The organism is Halomonas sp. ML-15 (genome assembly GCF_014779595.1).
Lineage (GTDB): Bacteria > Pseudomonadota > Gammaproteobacteria > Pseudomonadales > Halomonadaceae > Franzmannia.
In genome coordinates, this window is record NZ_JACXZT010000019.1 from 1,966,030 (window position 1) to 1,987,340 (window position 21,311).

Consider the following 21,311-nt stretch of genomic DNA (forward strand, 5'->3'; position numbering starts at 1 on the left):
GGTTCTACCTTCCCGCCATAGCGCCGAAATCACGTTGATGCGCATCGAGGTACGAATAGCGGAGCAAAAAAATGTTAGAAAAATAACACTGAGTGTTATAGCTTTCACACAAGCAGTAGATTATCCCTGGCCCAGCCGGGACACCAACAACGACAACTGCCTCGAGGCCCCGATGACATATCACCGCCCCACTTCTCTCGCCGCCTTAGGTGCCGGCGCGCTCTTCGCCATTTCCGCCGCTTCCAGCGTCCAGGCCGATGCCACCCAGCCACTCTGGTCGTTCGGCAACGTCTCGCTCAACTATCTCGACTGGTCGTCCGGCACCGAGCGGCGCACCGCCAACAATGCCGCCAAGAGCGACTTCTTGTTCATCGAGCTCGAGGGTGGCGTGGGCTTCGAGTGGGGCGAGTTCTACGGCTTCGTCGACCTCGAGAATCCCACCAACGACCAGTTCGACGAGGCCAGCGACGGCCAGGACAATCTGCGCACCGCGGCCAAGGTGACCTCGCATATCTACCTCGGCGACTCGCCCTTCTCGGTCTATGCCCACGTCTATGACTTCCGCGACTACGGCTTCAACGCCCGTGAGCAGGACCAGATCCTCGGTGCCGGTTACCGCCACACCTTCGACAATGGCCTGTGGATCAAGCCGTTTCTCGGCGCGGCAAGGGTGCAGAGCGATGCCTACACTGGCATGAACGGCTACATGGCCGGCTGGGTCGCGGGTTACGACTTCACCGCTTTCGAGCAGAATTTCAGCGTCACCAACTGGCACGAACAGACCTTCGACCGCGACGACGACTACCTTGAGCAGAACTTCGTCGGCGACCGCGCCGGGGTGGTCGGCACCAACGGCGCACTGAGCCTGTGGTGGCACCCCAGCGAGCTGATTACCACCGGCGTGCAGTATCGCTACGCCAACAACAAACTGGGTACCCCCAACGACTATCAGAACGCCATGATCTACTCCATCAAGCTCAACTTCCTGTAAGTTGCGCCTCCACCAGCCCGACTCGAAGGATCTCCTATGACACTCCTTATGAGCCTGGTCGGGATGACCACCCTCATCCTGATCGCCCTAGCGTTCTCTTCCGACCGTCGCGCCATTCGCCTGCGTACCGTGGGCGGCGCCTTCGCCATCCAGGCCGGCATCGGAGCCTTCGTTCTCTATGTGCCCTTTGGCCAGACCGTGCTCTACGCGATTTCCGACGCCGTCAGCCAGGTGGTGACCTACGCCAACGATGGCATCGACTTCCTGTTCGGCGGCCTGGCCGATACCGACACCGTCGGCTTCGTGTTCGCCATCAAGGTGCTGCCGGTGATCATCTTCTTCTCGTCGCTGATCGCCGTGCTCTACTACATCGGCATCATGCAGTGGGTGATCCGTATCCTCGGCGGCGCGCTGCAGAAGGCGCTGGGCACCTCGCGCACCGAGTCGCTGTCGGCGACCGCCAATATCTTCGTCGGCCAGACCGAGGCGCCGCTGGTGGTACGCCCCTTCATTGCGCGCATGACCCCGTCGCAGCTGTTTGCGGTGATGTGCGGCGGGCTGGCCTCGGTGGCCGGCTCGGTGCTGGCCGGCTATGCCGCGCTGGGCATTCCCATGGAGTACCTGGTGGCCGCCTCGTTTATGGCCGCACCGGGCGGGCTGCTGTTCGCCAAGCTGATCATGCCCGAGACCCAGGAGCCCGAAGACAGCGTCTCCGAGGCCGAGGAGCGTCTCAAGGAGGAGGAGGACCGTCCCGCCAACGTCATCGACGCCGCCGCGGCGGGCGCCACCTCGGGGCTCAAGCTGGCCGCCAACGTCGGTGCCATGCTGCTCGCTTTCATCGGCCTGATCGCGCTGATCAACGGCATGCTGGGCGGCATCGGCGGCTGGTTCGGCGCCGAGTGGCTGAGCCTGGAGCTGATCCTCGGCTGGCTGTTCGCGCCGCTGGCCTTCCTGCTCGGGGTGCCCTGGGCCGAGGCGACTCTGGCCGGCTCCTTTATCGGCCAGAAGCTGGTGGTCAACGAGTTCGTCGCCTATATCAACCTTGCGCCCTACCTCGACGGCGAGCAGGTGGTGGCCGCCACCGGCCAGGCGATGAGCGCCCACACCATGGCGATCCTGTCGTTCGCGCTGTGCGGCTTCGCCAACCTGTCGTCGATCGCCATCCTGCTCGGCGGCCTCGGCAGCATCGCCCCGAGCCGGCGCCCGGATATCGCCCGGTTCGGCCTCAAGGCGGTGCTCGCCGGCACCCTCTCCAACCTGATGTCGGCCTCCATCGCCGGGTTCTTCCTGGCCCTGGGTGCGCTAGGCTAGCATCACACATCGAGCGCTGCGGCCACGTCGCCGCAGCGCCACTGCACGCCTTCTCATGACGCCACGGACACTGCCATGACCGATACTCCCCTTCAGGCCGACGCCCGCCGGGCGCTGGCCCTCATGGACCTGACCAGCCTCAACGCCGACGACAGCGAGGTTAGCATCGACGCGCTGTGCGCCCAGGCCGACACCCCGGTCGGCGCACCTGCCGCTCTGTGCGTCTACCCAGCCTTTATCGCCGCCGCCCATCGCGGCCTCAGCGAGCGCGGCCTGCGCCAGCGAGTCAGAATCGCCACCGTCACCAACTTCCCCGACGGCAGCGACGATATCGCCCGCGCCGAGCGCGAGACCCGCGAGGTCGTTGCCGCCGGCGCCGATGAGGTCGACGTGGTGTTCCCCTATCGCGCGCTGATGGCCGGTCAGCAGACCATCGGCCGCGATCTGGTCGCCGCCTGCAAGGCCGCCTGCGGCGAAGCGACCCTCAAGGTGATCCTCGAGACCGGCGAGCTGGCAACGCCGACACTGATCCGCCAGGCCTGCGAGCTGGCCATCGCCGGCGGCGCCGACTTCCTCAAGACCTCCACCGGCAAGGTGCCGGTCAACGCCACCCTCGAATCTGCCGAGCTGCTGCTCGAGGCGATCAAGCGCAGCGGCGCCGATATCGGCTTCAAGGCCGCAGGCGGGGTGCGCAGCAGCGAGGATGCCGCCGCCTATCTGGCGCTGGCCGAGCGCATCATGGGCGCCGACTGGGTGACCCCGGCGCACTTCCGCTTCGGCGCCTCGAGCCTGCTCGGCAACCTGCTCGACACCCTGGGTGTCGACACCAGCGTCGCGGCGCAACAACCGGACACCCCGGGAGGCTACTGATGCTGCCCCAGGAGCTGATTCGCGCCAAGCGCGACGGCCAGACGCTGCCGGCCGAGGCGCTGCACGAGTTTATCCAGGCCATCGCCAACGGCCATATCGGCGATGCCCAGATCGGCGCCTTCGCCATGGCCACCTACCTCAACGGCATGAACGACGCCGAGACGGTAGCGCTGACCGAGGCGACCCGCGACTCCGGCCAGGTGCTCGCCTGGGACGACCTCGACCTGCCCGGCCCGGTGCTCGACAAGCACTCCACCGGCGGTGTCGGCGACCTGGTGTCGCTGGTGCTGGGTCCGTGGATCGCCGCCTGCGGCGGCCATGTGCCGATGATCTCCGGGCGCGGCCTGGGCCACACCGGCGGCACCCTCGACAAGCTCGAGGCGATCCCCGGCTACGACATCGCCCCCGATCAGGCGCGCTTCCGGCGCCTGGTCAAGGAGGTCGGGGTGGCGATCATCGGCCAGACCGCCGACCTGGCCCCCGCCGACAAGCGCCTCTATGCGGTGCGCGACGTTACCGCCACGGTGGAGTCGATGCCGCTGATCGTCGCCTCGATCCTCGGCAAGAAGCTGGCCTGCGGCCTCGATGCGCTGGCGATGGACGTCAAGAGCGGCAGCGGTGCCTTCATGCCCACCCATCAGGCCTCGCTGGAACTCGCCACGCGCATCGCCGAGGTCGCCAGCCGGGCCGGTACGCCGACCACCGCGCTGGTCACCGATATGAGCCAGCCGCTGGCACCCTGCGCCGGCAACGCCGTGGAGATTAACGAAGCGCTGCGCCTGCTGCGCGGCGACGCGGCCAATAGCCGGCTGCTCGAGGTCACCCGCGCCCTGGCCGTGGAGATGCTGCTGCAGGGCCGGCTGGCCGCGGATCGCGACGCCGCCGAGCGCAAGCTCGACCATGCCCTGAGTTCAGGCGCGGCCGCCGAGCGCTTCGCACTCATGGTCGCCGGCCTCGGCGGACCCGCCGACCTGCTCGAACGCCCCGGCCGCTACCTGCCCAGGGCGCCCATACAGCGAGCGGCACACGCCGAGACGCCGGGCATCGTCCACGCCTTCGATACCCGCGCGCTGGGCATGGCGGTGGTCGAGCTCGGCGGCGGCCGCCTGCAGGCCGGTGCCGCCATCGACCACCGCGTCGGCCTGAGCGAGATCGCCGCCATCGGTGAGCGCGTCGACGCCGAGCGCCCGCTGGCGGTGATTCACGCCGCCGACGACGCCGCGGCCGAACGCGCCGCCGCCCAGCTGCGCGCCGCCATCACCGTCGACGACGCCGCCGCGACACCACCCACGCTGATTCACGACGCTATCCGCCGGGAGGCTTTATGACCCGCGCCATCGTCCTGGTCCTCGACTCCTTCGGCATCGGCGCCGCCCCAGACGCCGCTGCCTTCGGCGACGCCGGCGCCGACACCCTCGGCCATATCGCCGCCGCCTGCGCGCGTGGCTCTCTACAGGGCCCCGAAGCCGGCCCGAAACAGGGCCCCGAAACCGGCCCACGACAAGGCTCCGAAACCGGCCCACGACAAGGCCCCGAAACTGTCCTATCGAATCGGACCGGTCCGCTCAGCCTGCCCAACCTGGCCCGCCTGGGGCTGTTCCACGCCCACCGCGACAGCAGCGGCAGCCTGGCGGCGGGCATCACCCTCCCCGAGCGGGTCGAAGGCGCCTACGGCCACGCCCGGGAGATCTCCTCCGGCAAGGACACCCCCTCCGGCCACTGGGAGATCGCCGGCGTGCCGGTACGCTTCGACTGGGGCTACTTCGAGAACAAGCAGCAGAGCTTTCCCGCCGCGCTGCTCGAGGCACTGATCGATGAGGCCGAGCTGCCCGGCTTACTCGGCGACTGCCACGCCTCGGGCACCGAGATCATCGCCCGGCTCGGCGAGGAGCACGTCGCCAGCGGCAAGCCCATCGTCTACACCTCGGCGGACTCGGTATTCCAGATTGCCGCCCATGAGCAGCACTTCGGCCTCGAGCGCCTCTACCGGCTGTGCGAGATCGCCCGCCGGCTGCTCGAGCCCTACAATATCGGCCGGGTGATCGCACGCCCCTTCGACGGCGAAGACGCGGCAAGCTTCCAGCGCACCGCCAACCGCCGCGACTACAGCGTCGAGCCGCCCTCGCCCACGGTGCTGCAAGCGCTGCATGACGCCGGCGGCGAGGTCGTCTCGGTGGGCAAGATCGCCGATATCTACGCCCACTGCGGCATCAGCCGGGCGGTCAAGGCCAGCGGCCACGACGCCCTGATGGACGCCACCCTCGCCGAGATAGAGCGCAGCGCCTCCCGCGCGTCTAGCGAGCGGGTGCTGATCATGACCAACTTCGTCGACTTCGACATGGTCTACGGCCACCGCCGCGACGTGGCCGGCTACGCCGCAGCCCTGGAGCACTTCGACGCCCGGCTGCCCGAACTGCTGGCACGCCTGACGGACGAGGACCTGCTGATCCTCACCGCCGACCACGGCTGCGACCCCACCTGGCACGGCACCGACCATACCCGTGAGTACGTGCCGGTGCTGGCCCGCGGCGCCGGCTTGGCCATGGGCCCGCTGGGCGAACGCCACAGCTTCGCCGATATCGGCCAGAGCCTGGCCAGCCACTTCGGCCTGGCGCCCATGGCCGATGGCGACAGCTTCCTCCCCAAATCCACTGCGACAGGAGCCTCGTGATGGCCACTCCGCATATCGACGCCGAACGCGGCGACTTCGCCGACACCGTGCTGATGCCCGGCGACCCGCTGCGCGCCCAGTACATCGCCGAGACCTTCCTCGACGACGTGCGCCAGGTGAACCGCGTGCGCAATATGTACGGCTACACCGGCCGCTACAAGGGCCGCGAGATCTCGGTGATGGGCCACGGCATGGGCATCCCCTCGGTTTCGATCTACGCCAAGGAGCTGATCACCGACTACGACGTCAAGACGCTGATCCGGGTCGGCTCCTGCGGTGCCGTCCGCGACGACGTCAAGGTCCGCGACGTGGTGGTCGGGCTCGGCGCCTGCACCGACTCCAAGGTCAACCGGATGCGCTTCAACGACCACGACTTCGCCGCCACCGCCGACTTTGCCCTGACCCGCCATGCCGTGGATGCCGCCGCCGCCAAGGGCGTGCCGGTCAAGGTCGGCAACCTCTTCTCCGCCGACCTGTTCTACAACCCCCAGGCCGAGATGGTCGAGCTGATGCGCCGCTACGGCATCGTCGGCGTGGAGATGGAGGCCGCCGGCCTGTACGGCGTGGCCGCCGAGTTCGGCGCCCGGGCGGCGACGGTGTGCACGGTGTCGGACCACATCGTCAGCGGCGATTCGCTGTCCAGCGCCGAGCGCCAGAACACCTTCGATGAGATGATGGAGATCGCCCTCGAGGCGGTACTGCGCGACGACGCCGCCGGCAGCGGCACAGGGGGAGCGCCATGAGTGAGGTATCCCGCGACATCGTCGAGCGCCTGCGGCACATCCAGGGACACGCCTATGTGCCCTACTCCCAGCACCCGGTCGCGGCACTGGTGGAGAGCGCTGACGGCAGCCAGTTTCTCGGCTGCAACGTCGAGATCGCCAACTACAAGGGGCTGTGTGCCGAGGCGTCGGCCATCGCCGCCATGGTCGGCAGCGGCCGCCAGCAGATTCGTCAGGTCTACGTGATGGGCCCCGGCGAACACCTGTGCACGCCCTGCGGCGACTGCCGCCAGCGCATCCGCGAATTCGCCGGCCCCGACACCCGCATCGAGGTGCTCGACGCCAACGGCCAGCGGCTCAAGTCCTACAGCATGGACGACCTGCTGCCCGACTCCTTCGGGCCGGAGAACCTCGGCAAGCCCTCACCGAGGTCGTCAGGTTGAGGCCGACGGGGCAAGTACTAAATCATTTTCGACGCTTGATCTCGCGGTAGAAGTTTTCGTGTGAGCCCGGCGCCATCAGTTCAAGGACAAGAGCACCATCATCAAAGCTATACCCTAGCAGAGTCATTTGCTTATTCATTTTGAACTTGTGCACTCGCAGAAAAGCCAGGTCGCCTTTTTTCTGCTCGCCAATGTTGGGATTGGCCATTAGCTCCTTAATGGCCAAATCAAGGTCTTTTTTCTGGTTGGGCTTGAGCTTCTTTACCGCCCTTTTGAATGTAGGCGTCTGTAAGACACTAGTGACTTTAATCAAAGTCGTAAGCCTCCAGCTTGCCGGCCTCTCGCTCTGCCTGCGCGATGATGGCCTGCCTTACAAACTCGTAAGGTAAATCGGGATTGTCTTCCATCATCTTGCCAATTTTTGCCCAATGTTCTATTTGCTTAGGTGGGGTTCGGTTAAGCGCTTTAGCGATAATAGTTGCTTTTTCGATAAGGTTTTGGTCTAAACGTATGCTGCTAGTGGGCATGTTGATATCCTCCATAGGGCTTCTTGAAATGTAGCAATCTGCTACATTTGATGCAAGCTGCTACAGCTGCCCACAGCGTCGGCGAAGAGCAACGACGCCAGCCAGCGCATCCGCATCGACGCCAACGGCCTCCAGTTGGGTGCCGATCTCTTCACTTTCGCGGCGCGTGTTGTGCCGTGTCCTAAAGCGCTCTTGCGTCGTCAATGTCGCTAGGCTCAGGTCGCGACCGGCGTCGAGTATCAGGTCGTCACCTGCCGACAAGCTTGCCCCACGCTCCAGTTCACTGCGCTCGCTCATGCCACCCCAGCGCGTCTCGCGCCTTGAGGTGCTGGCGATATCCAGGTCGCGACCAGCGCCGAGTCGGAGATCGCCGGCACTATCGAGGTCGGCACCGACAACACTCAGATCACGGCCAGCGGTGGCATTCAAACTGCCGCCAGCCTCGGTGACGTAGAGCCCGGCCAGGCGCTCCGAGGTGCTGGCCAGGTTCAGGTCACGCCCAGCCGCTATATTCAGCGACTCACCGGCGGTTATCTCGCCACCGATATTGTCGAGATCGTTGCGTGCGTCGAGGTCGACCCGGTTCCCCCCGATACGGCCGGCCAGGGTGTCCGTGTTAAGGATATCGTCCACCACCTACAAGGCCAGGGAGTTGCCGGCAATCAGGGTGCCACCGCCGTTCAGGTCGCCCTCGCGTACCCGGATATAGACTGTGGGCCCAAAGATATCAATGACACTGCCCCCATTGATGTTGACCCCATTGATTCCAAATACTTACGTGATTCTCACTGGATATCGGTTCGGGTCATGATCGGTTAGTTCAACCAAATTTTCATAAGACAATTCACCCTGTTTGATGCGTTCAAACTCCTGTTCAGAAATCTCATAAACCGTCACTCCTCCACCGTGATATCCGTTCATTTTTTCAAAGTAACAATGATCATCAGAATCTCTACAAGCTTCCCAAGTTTCCTCGCGCCAAAGATCTTCGGAGTGAATTACCGGCCTTCCACTTGGATAATATTTTCCACCAACTTTCTTTACACTAGGGCCAAAACGGCTGTCTTCCACCATCAACTCATCTCCCAATCAACTCGCTTTGTGATATCTTCAAGAGGCATAGAGCGTTCCCAGCTTGCAAGCGCCGGCATATAGTTGGGTAGCATGAGCGGCGATATCCTGGCCGTCGAGGAACGCGAGGCTGCCGTCTGGAGCAGGACCGATGGTGAAGCTGCCGCCGGCCTGGAAGTCCCATGATTGATAGTCGCTGGTGCCCTGCAGGCTTCGATGATCAGCCCTCCGACTGTTAGTGGGTGAGATTGGGGAATAGCAGAATGTGCTTAGTTAAGCGAGCCTTTGCGGGCATGTGTCAGGTGGATACTATCACTGTACACACTGCCCCCATTGATTTCTGACCCCATTTATTCCTTGCTTCATGGACAATATTCAACTATATAAGCACCCTCCAGTTCTAGCTGTAATCTCTTAGCAATCCGTGCTCCTTCAGCTATGTGCATACACTCGGCTTCAGATGAGCTAAAGCCTGAATCTGGTGGATAGTCATCGTTAAATGTTGCCTGATATGCGCTATCCCAAGCCAGAATTTTAGCTTTTAGCGCTTGAGAAATGGGTAGCTCATCAACATCCACATGCCCCATCCTCTCAGGATCAGGACAGAACAGCGGTCCTGCCATATACTCTTTCGCAAATCTTAGTGTGATCATGGTAGGGGGTTCCAAGAACTAACAGGATTGGCTCGAACAACAAAACCATTCGAGCCAACCCCAATCGCTATATTTTGCTCAACACCATTATGCGTTACGCGATAAACGCTGGCTGAGCCATTTGTCCCGACAACATTTCCTCGTTCCAGTGCATCCATCACAACCGTTGAAATCTCCTCACGAGGAACACCTTTATTCGAAAAATCAACTTCATGCCGTCGGTAAATATGTTGTAATCCTGCAGCATCGTTGCCGGTCTCAAGCCACACAGTTCGGCCATCTGGCAGCCTGCGAATATCGACAAGGTCTTCGGGAGTGATCTTGGTGCCCTGTGGCAGCCCTGCAATCAACTCATCCCGTGTCAATGCCCGGCTTGTGACAACACTCTTGGCCATCCTCGGCAGGCTTGCCACCAGCCCACCTGCGCCCATCAGCATCGACTGATTCTCTAGCGCGACGCGTACTCTCAGCCTGTCGGCTTCGTCCTGCTGTCCTGCCAGTTCCAGTGCATCGGCTTGGGCCAGCTGCTCGCGGTTACTCTCGGTAATGTAGTTCAGCGGGTTGGCAGCGAAGGCCTTTATCTCTTGGCCCATTTCTTGCAGTAGCGCTTGGGATTCTTCGTCACCCAACAGCGCTTGCCCGACGAGCTGACCCATTATGATGGGCGCGTTGACAGAATCAACCACCATCTCTGAGAGGGCTTCGGCGCCAATGTGCTCCATACGCTGCTGTTGGTGCTGAGCATACTGTCTCGCCGTATGGGTGTACTCAGCAAAGACCGTGTCTCGATCCTCGCGACCCAGTGTCACGTCTTGCCAGCTATTCATGGCAACCTGCAGCAGTGCCCGTTCGTAGCTGCAGGCTTGTGCCGAGCCGCCCTGGCCACAGGCTTCCTCTAGCGCAAGGTCACGAGACTGGCTGAGGGCGTGAATCGCTAGGCGTTCTTCCTCCAGGGCTTGGCGCTGTGCCTCGGTGAGGCTGTCGTCATCTTCCAGTAGGCGATTCAGTTCTTGTAGCCGATTGGCTTCTGGGTGGGCCAGGTAGTTATACCGCGTCGCTTGAGCTGCAATCTCGGCCCCCTGGTAGACGTCGCCGTTAACCAGCTCGGCGGCGACGATACCCACCAGTTGCGAGGCCGTGGTCAGGAAGTGGTTTCGCGTTTCGGGATCGCTGCCCAGCTTGCTATCCAAAAACTCCACCAGCGCCTCATTGGCGCCTGCCGCCATCGCCCCTGTGCGGAAGTCGCCGCCCATGGCTTCGGCGACACTGCCCCCGACCAGGGCATGCAGGGCGATCTTCTGTGGGCTGCCTTCGTCCCAGCCTTTCTCGAAGGCACGATCGCCCACGGCGTTGAACAGTACGCCGCTGACCACATGGGTGACGGCGCTCTCGAGGCTATCGCCAAGATGATCGCCGAAGCTGCCGCCTGCGATGGCGGTGAGGATGCCGGCATCGATAGCGGCCTGGGTGGCGCGCTGACCGGCGAAGCGGGCGATGTCGCTCCCATTACCGAAGCTGAGGTTCAGGTTACGGGTGGCACCGGTAGTGGGGTTGGTCTGCGTTCCCCAGACACGGTCGGTCATGCCGCGGGTGGCACCGGCCGTCAGGGCGGCGGTGGCCGCACCACGCAAGCTGTCGCTCGAGAAGGTGTCGCTGAAGGTGGCACCGAGATCGCCACGGTTGTTGATCACGCTAACCGCGCCGGTACCGGCCAGTGAGCCGGCGCCCGCCCCCACCATGGCGGACGCCACAGCGTTGTTGATCAAGCCGCTCGCAGCGGGGCCGGCCCAGGCGGCGGCGACAATGCTCACGGCCAGTGCCGCCCCCGGCCCGAGACCAGACTGGGAGTAGCTCCAGCTGTCGTGGATGGCCTCGACGTGGCGCCAGTCGATATCGCTGCGCTGCTCCATCTCCTGCAGCCAGGCGAGGTCGGGGTTAGCCTCGGCCATGGCGTCGATGGTCTGGCGCACCGATCCGGCGTTGATGCCCTCCACCTCGATGCTGATGCCCTGGGCGGCCTGAATGGTCAGTTCGCCCTGATAGCGCAACTCGTTCTGGCGCAGCGTCTCCCTGGTCGTGCCTTCTCCGCTGGCCGATTGGCGCACGAAGTTGCTCTTACTGCGCTCGTGGGATTCCTGGCGCAGGTAACTGGCCATGTCGAAGGCGATATTGCCGCCGCTAAGCAGTGCCAGGCCTTGGCCGGCGTCGAGCCGTACGCCGCGGTAGGACTGGTCGCCGCCGCTGACGAGGGTGATATCGTCGCCTGTGGTGATCTGGGTGCCGACTTCGCGGATATCGTGGACTTCGTCGCGCTGGTGGCGGCTGCTGCTAAAGAGCCCACCACTGCGACGATACTCATAGAGGGAGTAGTCCTCCTCCTGGGCGGTCAGCAGGTCGATCCGATTGCCGGCCATCAGCGCTGCGCTGCCACCCGCCTGCAACTGGCTGGCGGTGGGGCATGGTTGAGTACTCATGAGCCGATAGCATCGAAAGAGCACAGGCTTCTTATAGATGACAAATAACGCTCGACCCTCGTACTAACAGAAGTCGCCTTCAAGTACGGGTATCGGTGTCGACACTGCCTAGCCTGAGCCAACGACGCCTGGCGCAATCAAGGGAGATCGACGCCAATACGCGAGTGGTATAGGCGTGATCTCCCTATCATCGGCAGTATTCACGACTTCTTTAGTAGCAAATGAGCGCACGATGCCAGTCCCGTCTAGCGCTTAGTTCACTGTAGCGATATTAGCGCCTGGCGGTTCAGGCCGCCCCGAAGCGCTTGTGCAGGTAGGCGTTGATGGCGTCCGACTCGTAGAGCCACTCGACGTTGCCATCATCGTGGGTGATATGCAGGCACGGTACCTTGACCTTACCGCCGCCCTCCTGCAGGGCCTGGCGATGGTCGGGGTCGAGCTGAGCGTCGCGAATTTCGATCTTGAGCCCCAGCCGGGCGATCTCCTTGCGTACCTTGATGCAGAACGGGCAGGTGCGGAACTGGTAGAGCGCCAGGGCCTCGCAGGCACGATCCACCTCGGCCTGCTCGGCCTCGCTGCGTTCGACGGCCTGCGGGGTGCTGAGTTTCTCGGCGATCAGCATGACGGGGGCCAGCAGCAATCGCAGAGTGCGAAAGAAATAACGTAGTACGAGCCTCATTGGCGAGTCTGTCCTGTCGAAAATGTCGAGCCACAGTCTATCACTCTCAGGCGCCGGCGTTTGCCGCCGAATCGCGGCCGGTGGTCGCACTGGCGGCTGGCTGCCCGGGCTCTACGGGTTCGATATCGACGATCTTGGAGCGGCTCATCACCACCTTCCAGCGCTGGATCACCGGCTCGCCGTCGCCGATACGCTCCTGTGTCACCAGGTTGATCAGGTGGCGCTTCTCGACGCTCTCACGGACTACCTGGCCATCCTTGACCCGATAGACATGGTGCGAGGCCTTGTCCATCAGCCGCGACAGCACCGCCAGGTCCAGGGTCAGGGTCTCGCGGGTCTGCTCGTAGCCGCTGAGAAAACGCGTCGGTGACATCCGCGAGCTCGAGCGGTAGTGCAGCACCATCTCCTCGCGCTGGGCCACGTTGCGCTTGCGGGCGGTCTTGATCGCCTCATCGAGCTTGCTGTAGCGCTGGTAGTCGAACCATTCGAGCTGACGCCCCACCAGTTGATTGCTATGCACGTCGAAATACTGCCGCCGCCACTTGGGGCGGCCCTTGCGCAGCCAGCGCCACAGGGTGGTGCGCAGGTCATCCTTGAAGACCTCGCGCAGCGCATAGAGCACCGCCAGCACCAGCACGAACAGCGCAGTAATATCGCCGATGCTCTCGCGGGCCTGCAGCAGACCCAGCGAGACGAAGATCATCACCACCGCGGTGGCGAGCCCCTTGACCGCCTTCTCCTCGCCACCGCCGAGCTCCTGAGTGGTCTCCTTGAGGGTCACCGGATACTCGATCAGCCGCCGCAACAGGCGCATCTTGTTGGAGATCCGCGTCGGGTCGCGGTTGACCCGCGCCGAGTTGTACTCCTGAGCCTGGCGGTACTCTTGCTCCGCCGTACAGATCGCCAGCAGCCGCGCCTTGTTGGCCTTGTAGTGGCGGTCGCGGGGCAGGTGCGCCACCAGCGACAGCAGCCGCTGCTCGGTGAACCACGACAGATAGTTGTCGATATTGGCGAAATACTTGTGCAGCCGCGCGTCCTCCGGGCGTGAGCGGCGCAGCCGCTTGAGGATATCCAGCGCCAGCTCGATCAGCTCCTCGATACTCGCCTGACGCGCCGCGGCCTGCGCCGCCGCTTCCTCTTCGTCTCGCTCCTCCTCGCGCTTGCCATCGTGCAACTCGCGGCCACCGCGCTCCAGCGCTACCACGTACTGGTAGGCATAGAGGCTCAGGCTGAGGCGATACTGGTCGCTATCCAGCGAGCCACGCCGGGCCAACCGGCTGAGTACCAGCGGCAGCTGGTGCCGATCGCTGTAGTAGGTGCGCTTGACGTGAATCGCGCTGTGATAGAAGGCGTTCTCGGCGATGACGTCGGTGGAGAGGCCAAGTTCACCGGGCACGAACAGGTAGAGATCCAGACGATGGGTCGTCGACTCGCGCAGAATCCGCGAAATCTTGAGGGTAAAGCCTTCCTTGCGTTCGACGCTGACCATCCTTGCTCCCTGGGGACGCTGCCCGATTCCTTGGTTATAACATGAACCGGCGGGTGTTAGCGGCAGCAGCCGGACTTGCCTTCGCCGCGAGCCGGGGCGACCATGTGGCGCTGCCACGTCCTATAATCAAAAAATTGCGACCCCGTGGAGACAAGGGATGCCTATTGCGCGCTTTTCGCCCTTCGAGCTGCTGCTGCTGAAAAGCCGTCATCAGGCGGATACGGCGGCCCTGCTGCTGCTCGCCTGGGTACTGGCCAGCCGCGGTCATATCGGCGAACCCGAACGCGCACGACTGACCGAAATCACCAGCGGGTTTCGTCACGGTCATGCCGTTGAACCGGTCATCGAGATCGCCGCCGCTCAGGACCTCTCCGCCGTCCAACTGGCCGCCGAACTGCTGCAGAAGGAGTGCCACGGCGAGCAGGCCTACCCCTTTCTGCGCCTGGCCGTCGCCCTGGCGGTGGAGGGTGGCAAGCCATCGCTGGCCAATCACCATGTGCTGCGCTTTCTGGCCGATCTGGTCGGCGTAGCGCCCAGTGAATTTGCCCCGCTGTTCGAGGCGGTGGCCGGCAAGGCCTTCACCAACCCCGACGACCCCAGCCGCACCGGCTACTGGCAGGCCAAGGAACATCACCGCCAGCAGCAGGAGCAGCGTCGCCAGCAACAGGAACAGCAGCATAGCCAGCGCGATCAGGAGCGCCGGCGCCGTGAGCGTGATCAGCAAGAACAGGCGCGCCAGCGCCACGAGCACGAGCGTCGTGAGAGATACCACGAGCAGCATCAGTATCAGCGCCAGCAGCGTGGCGGCAGCGAACGATCGCCGCCCCCAGGCGACCGCACCCGCCGCGCCTTGACCGTCCTCGGACTTCAGCCCGGCGCCAACCGCAGCGAGATCCGCAAGGCCTATCGCCGCCTCGCCCAGACACACCACCCAGACCGCGTCTTCGCCCAGGGCGAAGCCCGGGTAGCCAGCGCATCGCTGCGTTTTCAGCGTATCAAGAGCGCCTATGAGTACCTGATGGAGGTGAGCTGAGATGCGCGACCTTTACCGGCGCTTGGGCATACCACCGGATGCCAGTCAGGACGCCATTCGCAGCGCCATCGACGCCTGCCAGCACAGTGCCCTCAAGGCCGACGCCCAGATGGTGCTGCAAGTCGAGTCACGGCGCGACGAATACGATGCGCTGCATGCCACCCTGAGTGATATTGGCCTGCTGCGGGCACGCCTGGGGCTGACCCACGGCGCCTACTGGCAGGATAGCGTAGCCAACGACTTCTCATTGCCGCCGGATAACGTCTGCTCACGCCACGACGAGCTGGTCGAGCGCCTCAGCCATGCCGCCAGCTGGCACAACCGCTGGCGACAATGGCGCGCGCCCTGGCTGATCGCCGGACTGTTCGCGCTGGGCGTACTGGCCGGCGCCGCGCTGTGCCACGCACTGCTGTAAGTTCAGCGCGGCATGACCTTGACGCTGGTATGGGCAAGCGACGTCACGGGCTGCGGCTTGCCGAACAGGTAGCCTTGGGCATAGTCGACGCCTAGCTCACGCAGCCTCTCCAGCACCTCCTGATCCTCAACGAACTCGGCGATCGTCGCCAGCCCCAGGGTATGCCCTACGGTGTTGATCGCCTCGACCATTGCCCGGTCGATGGGATCACGATGCAGGTCGCGAACGAAGTGGCCGTCGATCTTGAGATAGTCCACCGGCAGCTGCTTGAGGTAGCCAAACGAGGAGAGCCCGGCGCCGAAATCATCGAGGGCGAAGCGGCAACCCAGCGCCTTGAGCGTGATGATCAGCTCGCTGACCGTCGATAGCTGGGAGATGGCAGCACTCTCGGTGATCTCGAAGCACAGCGTGCCTGCCGGCAGCGCGGCCGCCGCCACCTGCTCCTCTAGTGCACGGCAGAACTGCGGGTCCGACAGCGAGGCGCCAGAGAGGTTGATCGACCACATGCCCTCGAGTTTTCCGCTGCGGTAGGCGTCACCGAGCCAGGCCAGGGTATTGCGTACCACCCAGCGGTCGATTCGCGGCATCAGATTGTAGCGTTCGGCAGCGGGCAGGAAGGCGCCCGGCGCAATGATCCTGCCGTGCTCTTCGAGTCGCACCAGCACCTCGTGGATTGTCCCTCCAGGGGCTTTGGCAACGGCCACGATGGGCTGCACATAGAGCCGCAGCGCATCGGCGTCCAGCGCCGCCTGCAGCCGCGGCACCCACTGCAGTTCGCCGTGGCGCTCAAGCAGCTGGCTATCGTCAGGCTGGTAAAGATGAACGCGATTGCGCCCCCCCTCCTTGGCCGCGTAGCAGGCCGCATCGGCAGCGCTCAGCGCATCGCGCAGGGTCGGCGCATGTCCCTCGCCCAGCGGCACCATGCCAATGCTGACGCCAATCGCGAAGCTGTGCTCCTCCCAGCCAAAACGAAACGCTTCAATCGCCCGCCGCAGGCTATCGCCCAATTCGATAGCCTTGTCGGCCGGACAGTCGAGCAGCAGGATGCCGAACTCGTCACCGCCCAGCCGCGCCAGCAGGTCGCGACTGCGCAGGTGCTGGGAGAGTAACCGCGAGACCTGGCGCAGCAGCTCATCGCCAGCCATATGGCCGCAGGTATCGTTGACGACCTTGAACTGGTCGAGATCCAGGTAGCAGAGCACATGCTGCTCGCCCACCGTCGCCACCAGCTGCTGCAGCTGAGCCTCGAAGGCACGCCGGTTGGCGAGCCCGGTCAGCGCATCGTGGCTGGCCTGATGCGTCAGCTTGCGCGACAGCGTCTGGTTGACGGTCACGTCCTGAAATACCACCACCGCGCCCACGGCAAGCCCTTGGTGTGAACGGATCGGCGCAGCGGAGTGGTGCACCGGGCAGCGCGCGCCGTCTGCGCCCAGCAGCAGATGAGCACCATCGCCAACTACCGGGCGCCCCGATGCCAGCACCTGTCGCGCGGGGTTGTCTATCCATCCTCCGTGAGACTCGTCGATCAGCCGATAGACCCGCGAGATGGGTTGGCCACTCGCCGCCTCGAGCGACCACCCGGTCAGGCGGCTGGCTTCGGCATTGAGAAAGGTCACACTGCCCGAGGCGTCGGTGGTAATCACCCCATCGCCGATCGAGGCCAGCGTCACCTGGGCCAGATCGCGCTCGCGATGAAGCTGCTCCTCGAGACGCTTGCGCTCGGTGATATCGCGCACCATCCCGGCATACTCGGCGTGAGAACCGACCGCGCCCTCGCTGACCTGAATTTCCAGGTAGCGCACGCCGTCAGCGCCTCTCAGGCGCAGTTCGCGGCGCTCACCAAGCCCAGGCAGCTCATCGGCTATCAGCTGGCTGATGGGCGTTCCGATCAGCGCCTCGGCTTCGACGCCGAACAGCTGTTCGGCCCCCGGGTTGAGGCCGGTCAAGATGCCGTCTGCACGCCAGGTAACCACCCCGTCGCGCAAATTACGCAGCATGACCTGGGTGTTGGCCACCGCTCGCTCAAGTGCACTGGCGACCCGGTTGTAACCCGCCGCGATTTCGCCGACCTCAGTGAACGGATCGGCGTCTACCCGTCCCTGCAGGTCACCGCGGCGCTCGTGCTCACGCATGCATTCGAGGAGCTCATTGAGCTCGGTACGCGCGCCATGTTCGGCCATGTTGAGCCCCAGGCGCTCTGCCTCGTCGCTGACGCGAAGCGGGCGCAAGCGGTCGATGCCACGTAGCAGCAGCCAGGCCAGGCCAAAGCTCCACACGCCGCATACCACGACGCCCAGCGCCTGAACCAGCAACTGTTCGACGCGTCCGAGGCCGGTATCCAGCAGGCTGGCGTCCCCCAGCAGCCCCACCGCCAGAGTGCCCCAGATGCCCGCCACGAGGTGGGCGGGTACCGCGCCGACGGCATCATCGATGCCGCGCCGCAGCAGCCACTCGCTGGACAGCACCATCAGTACGCCGCCAATCGCCCCCACCGCCAAGGCCTGCCCCATGCTCAGCGCATGCGCTCCGGCAGTCACCGCCACCAGCCCCGCGATAGCGCCGTTCATGGAGTACAGCACATCCGCGTAGCGACGCACTCGCCAGCCTACCAGCATCCCGGACAGCACCCCGGCCACCGCCGCCAGCACGGTGTTGACCAGCACACCCGGCACGCGCGCATCGAACGCCAGGGTGCTGCCGCCATTGAAGCCGAACCAACCAAGAAACAGCAGCAGCACCCCCAGCATCGCCATGGGCAGATTACCCGCCGGGAGCGTGCGCGGCGCCTCCCCCGCGACGAAGCGACCACGCCGCGGGCCGATCAGCAGAATCGCCGCCAACGCCACCCAGCCGCCAACGCTATGCACCACCGTAGCCCCGGCAAAATCAACGAAGCCCAGCCCCGCCAACCAGCCCGGTGCACCGCCCAGCAGACCACCCCAGGCCCAGTGGCCAAACAGCGGGTAGATCAGCACGCAGACCACCGCCGTCACCACGAGATAGCCGATAAAGGACATTCGCTCGGCCACCGCGCCGGAGACCACCGTCGCGGCGGTCGCGCAGAACATCGCCTGGAAGAGAAAAAGCGCCGCAAGCGAGGCGTCATCTGCCTCGAGCCTGAGCAGGAAGTGCTCGCTGCCCCACCATCCGCTGGCGCCAACGCCAAACATCAGGCCAAACCCCAGCGCCCAGAACAGCATCAGCGCCACAGCAAAGTCGGCAAGGTTCTTCATCGCTACGTTGATGGCGTTCTTGGTCCGCGTCACCCCTGCTTCAAGGCACAGAAAGCCTGCTTGCATCACGAACACCAACGCAGCCGCCCACAGCACCCAGAGGACATCCAGCTCGGATTCCAGCATGCGTTATGCTCCTATACGGCGCAGCAAGCGCACCAGAATGAGACACTACCCAACACCGGCGCTCGGACGGCATGCTCGCCGAGAGCCTGGTGATGGGCATCGACGCCCATGTCGTAACAATGGACGCCACCCCTCACTCAATAAGAAGCAATAACGGTGCCATATATCAGCACATCTCGATCACTGCGATGGTGCAGAGCCCGGTGAGCCGCCGCTGGGGCTAGTCTCGCCTTCGGGGTCGGCAACGCCGGCTTCGCCGGGCTCGCGACCGACGCTGTCCTGGGAAGCCTCGGGCGTGTCGCCCATGCCCTCTTCCAGCGACTCGCCGAGCCGGCCCTCCATCTGAATGCTCATCCGCGGCATCGCCATGTCCAGGCCATCCTCTTCCATGCGCTGCTTGAGGCGCAGGTTGAAGGCGCGCGCCACGTCCCACTGCATCACCGGCGCGGTACGCATCCGCATGCGCAGCACCGCGGCCCCCTCCTCGAAGCGCTCGATGCCCTGCAGCTCCAGCGGCGACCAGATGTGGTGGCGCATCATCGGATCCTGGCGCAGCTCGTCGGCCACCTCACGCACCAGGCTGATGGCATCGTCGATCTTCATCGCATGGGGAATGCGCACTCGCATCAGGGCGATGCCGAACTGACGCGACATATTGTGAATGGACTGAATCTGGCTGAAGGTAATGATGTGCACGATGCCATCGAGGTCACGCAGTCTCACGGTGCGCAGCGTCAACCCCTCGACCGTGCCCATATGGCCGCCCAGGTCGACGAAATCATCGATCGCCAGCGAGTCCTCGATCAGGATGAAGATGCCGGTGATCAGGTCCTGGACCAGGGTCTGGGCACCGAAACCGATCGCCAGGCCGATCACCCCGGCACCCGCCAGCAGTGGCGTGACGTTGACGCCGAGGTTGGCCAGCCCGACGATGGCGGCAATCACCACGATGGTGGCGAAGATCACGTTGCGGATCAGCGGCGTGATGGTCTGCGCCCGGGCGCTATTGACCCGCCGCCCCCGCGAACGCGCCGACGAGGTCAGCGCGCGCTGGATGGCGGTGTCGGCGAAGATCCACGCCAGCCACGCCACCAGCACGGTCATGCCGATAGCCACCAGCGCCTGGCCGATGCGCGCGCTGGCCACCCCCTGCTGACCAAGCCCCAGCAGCGAGCCACCCCATACCTGCAGCGACAGCTCACCGAACGCCACCCAGCAGACCATATGCGCCAGCGCGTAGCCGAAGCGCTCGAGGCGCTTGCGGTACTGTGAGATCCGCTTGCGGTGGGTCACGATTTCGCTATGGCGGCGAATCAGCCCGGTGACCACCAGCGTCAGCACCAGCAGTGCCGCCGAAATGATCGCCCGGGTCAGCGCCCCGCCGGCGTCGCCCACCGAGACGAAGATCGCCAGCAGCGAGGCACCCACCAGCAGCAGCGCCGGCACGTGCCACAGCCCGCCGAGGATCCGGATCAGGTCATAGCTGGTGCTCGCTCGATGGCGCTGGGAGTAGGGACGGTTACGAATCAGATGCTTGATCGGCCGCTTGAAACGCAGCACGAAGCCGCCGGCCAGCAGCGCGGCAAGGATATTGGCCAGCACCGACATCAGCGACGACAGATCGTCGCCGAGCAGCTCGATCAGCCGGCCCGACTCCAGCGCATCGGCCAGCGCCACCAGCGCGCCGATGGCAAACAGCCGGCGCAGGGCGCGCTGACGCAGATGCGATACCGCGATGAAACGATGCCCGCGGGTGAAAGCAGACACCACCACCTCGCTGACCACCGCCAGCAGCCGACCGCACAGCGCCACGTAGGCCACCACCAGCGCCAGCGTGCGCCCGGCGCTCTCCGGCACGAATTGCGCCACACCCAGCATGATCAGAAACGCCAGCAGCCAGGGCAGCAGTCGGCGCAACAGGTGCAGCACCAGCATCCAGGCACGCGGTTCACGAGGTAGCTGCAGCGGCCAGTCGCGACGCAACATCACGGTGCGTGCCACGGCCATCAGGATAACCAGCAGCCCGGCCCAGATGCCGAGCATAACGGTGGACTCGATGGCCAGCCGCATCAGTTCAGCGTAGCTGGCCTCCCGGAGCAGCGCGCGGCTCTCGCTACGCGCCTGGTCGAACTGGGTCTGCCATACATCGAGGGGCGACTGGCCGGCTTCAGCCTGGTCACCGAAGTCGCTCAGGGTATCCGCCAGGGCGCCCAGCAGCCCCTGGCGGGGCAGCGTCGTATCCTCTCCTTCGGCCTGGGCCGACGCCTCGCGCAGCTCGCGCAGGCTCTCGACCAGGGTGCCGCGTCGATCGGCATCCTCCAGGGTGCCGATCACTTCGTCCAGCGACTCCAGAAACGCCTGCGGGTCGTGCTCGTCACTCTCCTCATCAGCGCCGGTCAAGCCAACCAGCGGCGAACTCTGGGCAGCGGCCTGATGAGGCAGCGCCACACACAGCGACAGCAGCACCAGCAGCAGCCAGCCAAGTCGCAGCAGGCGGTCGGATAACAGGGCAGTGGCGGCTCGCGGCATGCTTCCTCCGATACAGTAGTTGCCGCAGAGTCTGCACAGACCCGCGGCCGCGGTAAAGGCGATGGCTGAATCAC

General features: G+C 64.5%; 19 protein-coding genes. 9 read left to right on the plus strand and 10 right to left on the minus strand.

Going from position 1 to position 21,311, the window contains the following annotated elements:
- Positions 1-172: 172 nt before the first annotated feature.
- From IEI94_RS20865 to cdd, 7 genes are all read left to right on the plus strand, one after another.
- Positions 173-991, plus strand: a complete 819-nt coding sequence (locus IEI94_RS20865) for an outer membrane protein OmpK (RefSeq protein ID WP_191169130.1) — start codon at positions 173-175, stop codon at positions 989-991.
- A 36-nt stretch (positions 992-1,027) separates the two neighbouring features.
- Entirely contained in the window at positions 1,028-2,302 is a 1,275-nt protein-coding gene (locus tag IEI94_RS20870; RefSeq protein WP_191169131.1) for a NupC/NupG family nucleoside CNT transporter, read from the plus strand.
- Between the two features lie 75 nt (positions 2,303-2,377).
- On the plus strand, positions 2,378-3,172 hold the full coding sequence (gene deoC / locus IEI94_RS20875) for a deoxyribose-phosphate aldolase (protein ID WP_191169132.1): 795 nt from the start codon (positions 2,378-2,380) through the stop codon (positions 3,170-3,172).
- Positions 3,172-4,500 carry a thymidine phosphorylase gene (deoA, locus tag IEI94_RS20880; protein WP_191169133.1) on the plus strand — a complete coding sequence of 443 codons (1,329 nt, stop codon included), beginning with the start codon at positions 3,172-3,174 and terminating at the stop codon, positions 4,498-4,500. Before deoC ends, deoA begins: the two co-directional genes overlap by 1 nt.
- A complete protein-coding gene (locus tag IEI94_RS20885) occupies positions 4,497-5,843 on the plus strand; it encodes a phosphopentomutase (RefSeq protein WP_191169134.1) in 1,347 nt (448 codons plus the stop codon). Before deoA ends, IEI94_RS20885 begins: the two co-directional genes overlap by 4 nt.
- Positions 5,843-6,586 carry a purine-nucleoside phosphorylase gene (deoD, locus tag IEI94_RS20890; RefSeq protein ID WP_191169135.1) on the plus strand — a complete coding sequence of 248 codons (744 nt, stop codon included), beginning with the start codon at positions 5,843-5,845 and terminating at the stop codon, positions 6,584-6,586. The genes IEI94_RS20885 and deoD overlap by 1 nt, the downstream gene beginning before the upstream one ends.
- The gene (gene cdd / locus IEI94_RS20895) at positions 6,583-7,008 is read left to right on the plus strand and encodes a cytidine deaminase (protein ID WP_191169136.1); all 426 of its coding nucleotides are present in this window, start codon (positions 6,583-6,585) and stop codon (positions 7,006-7,008) included. The genes deoD and cdd overlap by 4 nt, the downstream gene beginning before the upstream one ends.
- Before the next feature lie 22 nt (positions 7,009-7,030).
- On the opposite strand, the gene IEI94_RS20900 is transcribed toward cdd, so the two are convergent.
- From IEI94_RS20900 to IEI94_RS20935, 8 genes are all read right to left on the minus strand, one after another.
- On the minus strand, positions 7,031-7,321 hold the full coding sequence (locus IEI94_RS20900) for a type II toxin-antitoxin system RelE/ParE family toxin (protein WP_191169137.1): 291 nt from the start codon (positions 7,319-7,321) through the stop codon (positions 7,031-7,033).
- Complete coding sequence (locus IEI94_RS20905; protein WP_191169696.1) at positions 7,314-7,535, minus strand: TA system antitoxin ParD family protein; 222 nt, start codon at positions 7,533-7,535, stop codon at positions 7,314-7,316. Before IEI94_RS20905 ends, IEI94_RS20900 begins: the two co-directional genes overlap by 8 nt.
- A gap of 60 nt (positions 7,536-7,595) precedes the next feature.
- Positions 7,596-8,168: a hemagglutinin repeat-containing protein gene (locus tag IEI94_RS22910; RefSeq protein WP_191169138.1), complete on the minus strand. Its 573-nt coding sequence runs from the start codon at positions 8,166-8,168 to the stop codon at positions 7,596-7,598.
- Between the two features lie 141 nt (positions 8,169-8,309).
- Positions 8,310-8,609 carry a hypothetical protein gene (locus tag IEI94_RS20915; protein WP_191169139.1) on the minus strand — a complete coding sequence of 100 codons (300 nt, stop codon included), beginning with the start codon at positions 8,607-8,609 and terminating at the stop codon, positions 8,310-8,312.
- 359 nt (positions 8,610-8,968) lie between these two features.
- Positions 8,969-9,259, minus strand: a complete 291-nt coding sequence (locus IEI94_RS20920; protein ID WP_191169140.1) for a hypothetical protein — start codon at positions 9,257-9,259, stop codon at positions 8,969-8,971.
- Entirely contained in the window at positions 9,256-11,733 is a 2,478-nt protein-coding gene (locus IEI94_RS20925) for a DUF637 domain-containing protein (RefSeq protein ID WP_191169141.1), read from the minus strand. The genes IEI94_RS20920 and IEI94_RS20925 overlap by 4 nt, the downstream gene beginning before the upstream one ends.
- A gap of 286 nt (positions 11,734-12,019) precedes the next feature.
- A complete protein-coding gene (locus IEI94_RS20930; RefSeq protein ID WP_191169142.1) occupies positions 12,020-12,412 on the minus strand; it encodes a glutaredoxin family protein in 393 nt (130 codons plus the stop codon).
- Between the two features lie 46 nt (positions 12,413-12,458).
- Positions 12,459-13,901 carry a hypothetical protein gene (locus tag IEI94_RS20935; RefSeq protein ID WP_224750222.1) on the minus strand — a complete coding sequence of 481 codons (1,443 nt, stop codon included), beginning with the start codon at positions 13,899-13,901 and terminating at the stop codon, positions 12,459-12,461.
- Between the two features lie 157 nt (positions 13,902-14,058).
- Here IEI94_RS20935 and IEI94_RS20940 point away from each other — a divergent pair, with 157 nt between their 5' ends.
- Positions 14,059-14,934: a DnaJ domain-containing protein gene (locus IEI94_RS20940; RefSeq protein WP_191169143.1), complete on the plus strand. Its 876-nt coding sequence runs from the start codon at positions 14,059-14,061 to the stop codon at positions 14,932-14,934.
- A 1-nt stretch (position 14,935) separates the two neighbouring features.
- Positions 14,936-15,349, plus strand: a complete 414-nt coding sequence (locus tag IEI94_RS20945) for a hypothetical protein (RefSeq protein ID WP_191169144.1) — start codon at positions 14,936-14,938, stop codon at positions 15,347-15,349.
- A gap of 2 nt (positions 15,350-15,351) precedes the next feature.
- On the opposite strand, the gene amt is transcribed toward IEI94_RS20945, so the two are convergent.
- Positions 15,352-18,708 carry an ammonium transporter gene (gene amt, locus IEI94_RS20950; RefSeq protein ID WP_191169145.1) on the minus strand — a complete coding sequence of 1,119 codons (3,357 nt, stop codon included), beginning with the start codon at positions 18,706-18,708 and terminating at the stop codon, positions 15,352-15,354.
- Positions 18,709-18,888: 180 nt separating this feature from the next.
- Positions 18,889-21,237, minus strand: a complete 2,349-nt coding sequence (locus IEI94_RS20955) for a mechanosensitive ion channel family protein (RefSeq protein ID WP_191169146.1) — start codon at positions 21,235-21,237, stop codon at positions 18,889-18,891.
- Positions 21,238-21,311 lie beyond the last annotated feature (74 nt).

Bases quoted from the DNA above. Each gene is read 5' to 3' on its own strand.
- IEI94_RS20865 (WP_191169130.1), top strand. From the start codon at position 173: ATGACATATCACCGCCCCACTTCTCTCGCCGCCTTAGGTGCCGGCGCG.
- IEI94_RS20870 (WP_191169131.1), top strand. From the start codon at position 1,028: ATGACACTCCTTATGAGCCTGGTCGGGATGACCACCCTCATCCTGATC.
- deoC (WP_191169132.1), top strand. From the start codon at position 2,378: ATGACCGATACTCCCCTTCAGGCCGACGCCCGCCGGGCGCTGGCCCTC.
- deoA (WP_191169133.1), top strand. From the start codon at position 3,172: ATGCTGCCCCAGGAGCTGATTCGCGCCAAGCGCGACGGCCAGACGCTG.
- IEI94_RS20885 (WP_191169134.1), top strand. From the start codon at position 4,497: ATGACCCGCGCCATCGTCCTGGTCCTCGACTCCTTCGGCATCGGCGCC.
- deoD (WP_191169135.1), top strand. From the start codon at position 5,843: ATGGCCACTCCGCATATCGACGCCGAACGCGGCGACTTCGCCGACACC.
- cdd (WP_191169136.1), top strand. From the start codon at position 6,583: ATGAGTGAGGTATCCCGCGACATCGTCGAGCGCCTGCGGCACATCCAG.
- IEI94_RS20905 (WP_191169696.1), bottom strand. From the start codon at position 7,535: ATGCCCACTAGCAGCATACGTTTAGACCAAAACCTTATCGAAAAAGCA.
- IEI94_RS20915 (WP_191169139.1), bottom strand. From the start codon at position 8,609: ATGGTGGAAGACAGCCGTTTTGGCCCTAGTGTAAAGAAAGTTGGTGGA.
- IEI94_RS20920 (WP_191169140.1), bottom strand. From the start codon at position 9,259: ATGATCACACTAAGATTTGCGAAAGAGTATATGGCAGGACCGCTGTTC.
- IEI94_RS20925 (WP_191169141.1), bottom strand. From the start codon at position 11,733: ATGAGTACTCAACCATGCCCCACCGCCAGCCAGTTGCAGGCGGGTGGC.
- IEI94_RS20930 (WP_191169142.1), bottom strand. From the start codon at position 12,412: ATGAGGCTCGTACTACGTTATTTCTTTCGCACTCTGCGATTGCTGCTG.
- IEI94_RS20935 (WP_224750222.1), bottom strand. From the start codon at position 13,901: ATGGTCAGCGTCGAACGCAAGGAAGGCTTTACCCTCAAGATTTCGCGG.
- IEI94_RS20940 (WP_191169143.1), top strand. From the start codon at position 14,059: ATGCCTATTGCGCGCTTTTCGCCCTTCGAGCTGCTGCTGCTGAAAAGC.
- IEI94_RS20945 (WP_191169144.1), top strand. From the start codon at position 14,936: ATGCGCGACCTTTACCGGCGCTTGGGCATACCACCGGATGCCAGTCAG.
- amt (WP_191169145.1), bottom strand. From the start codon at position 18,708: ATGCTGGAATCCGAGCTGGATGTCCTCTGGGTGCTGTGGGCGGCTGCG.
- IEI94_RS20955 (WP_191169146.1), bottom strand. From the start codon at position 21,237: ATGCCGCGAGCCGCCACTGCCCTGTTATCCGACCGCCTGCTGCGACTT.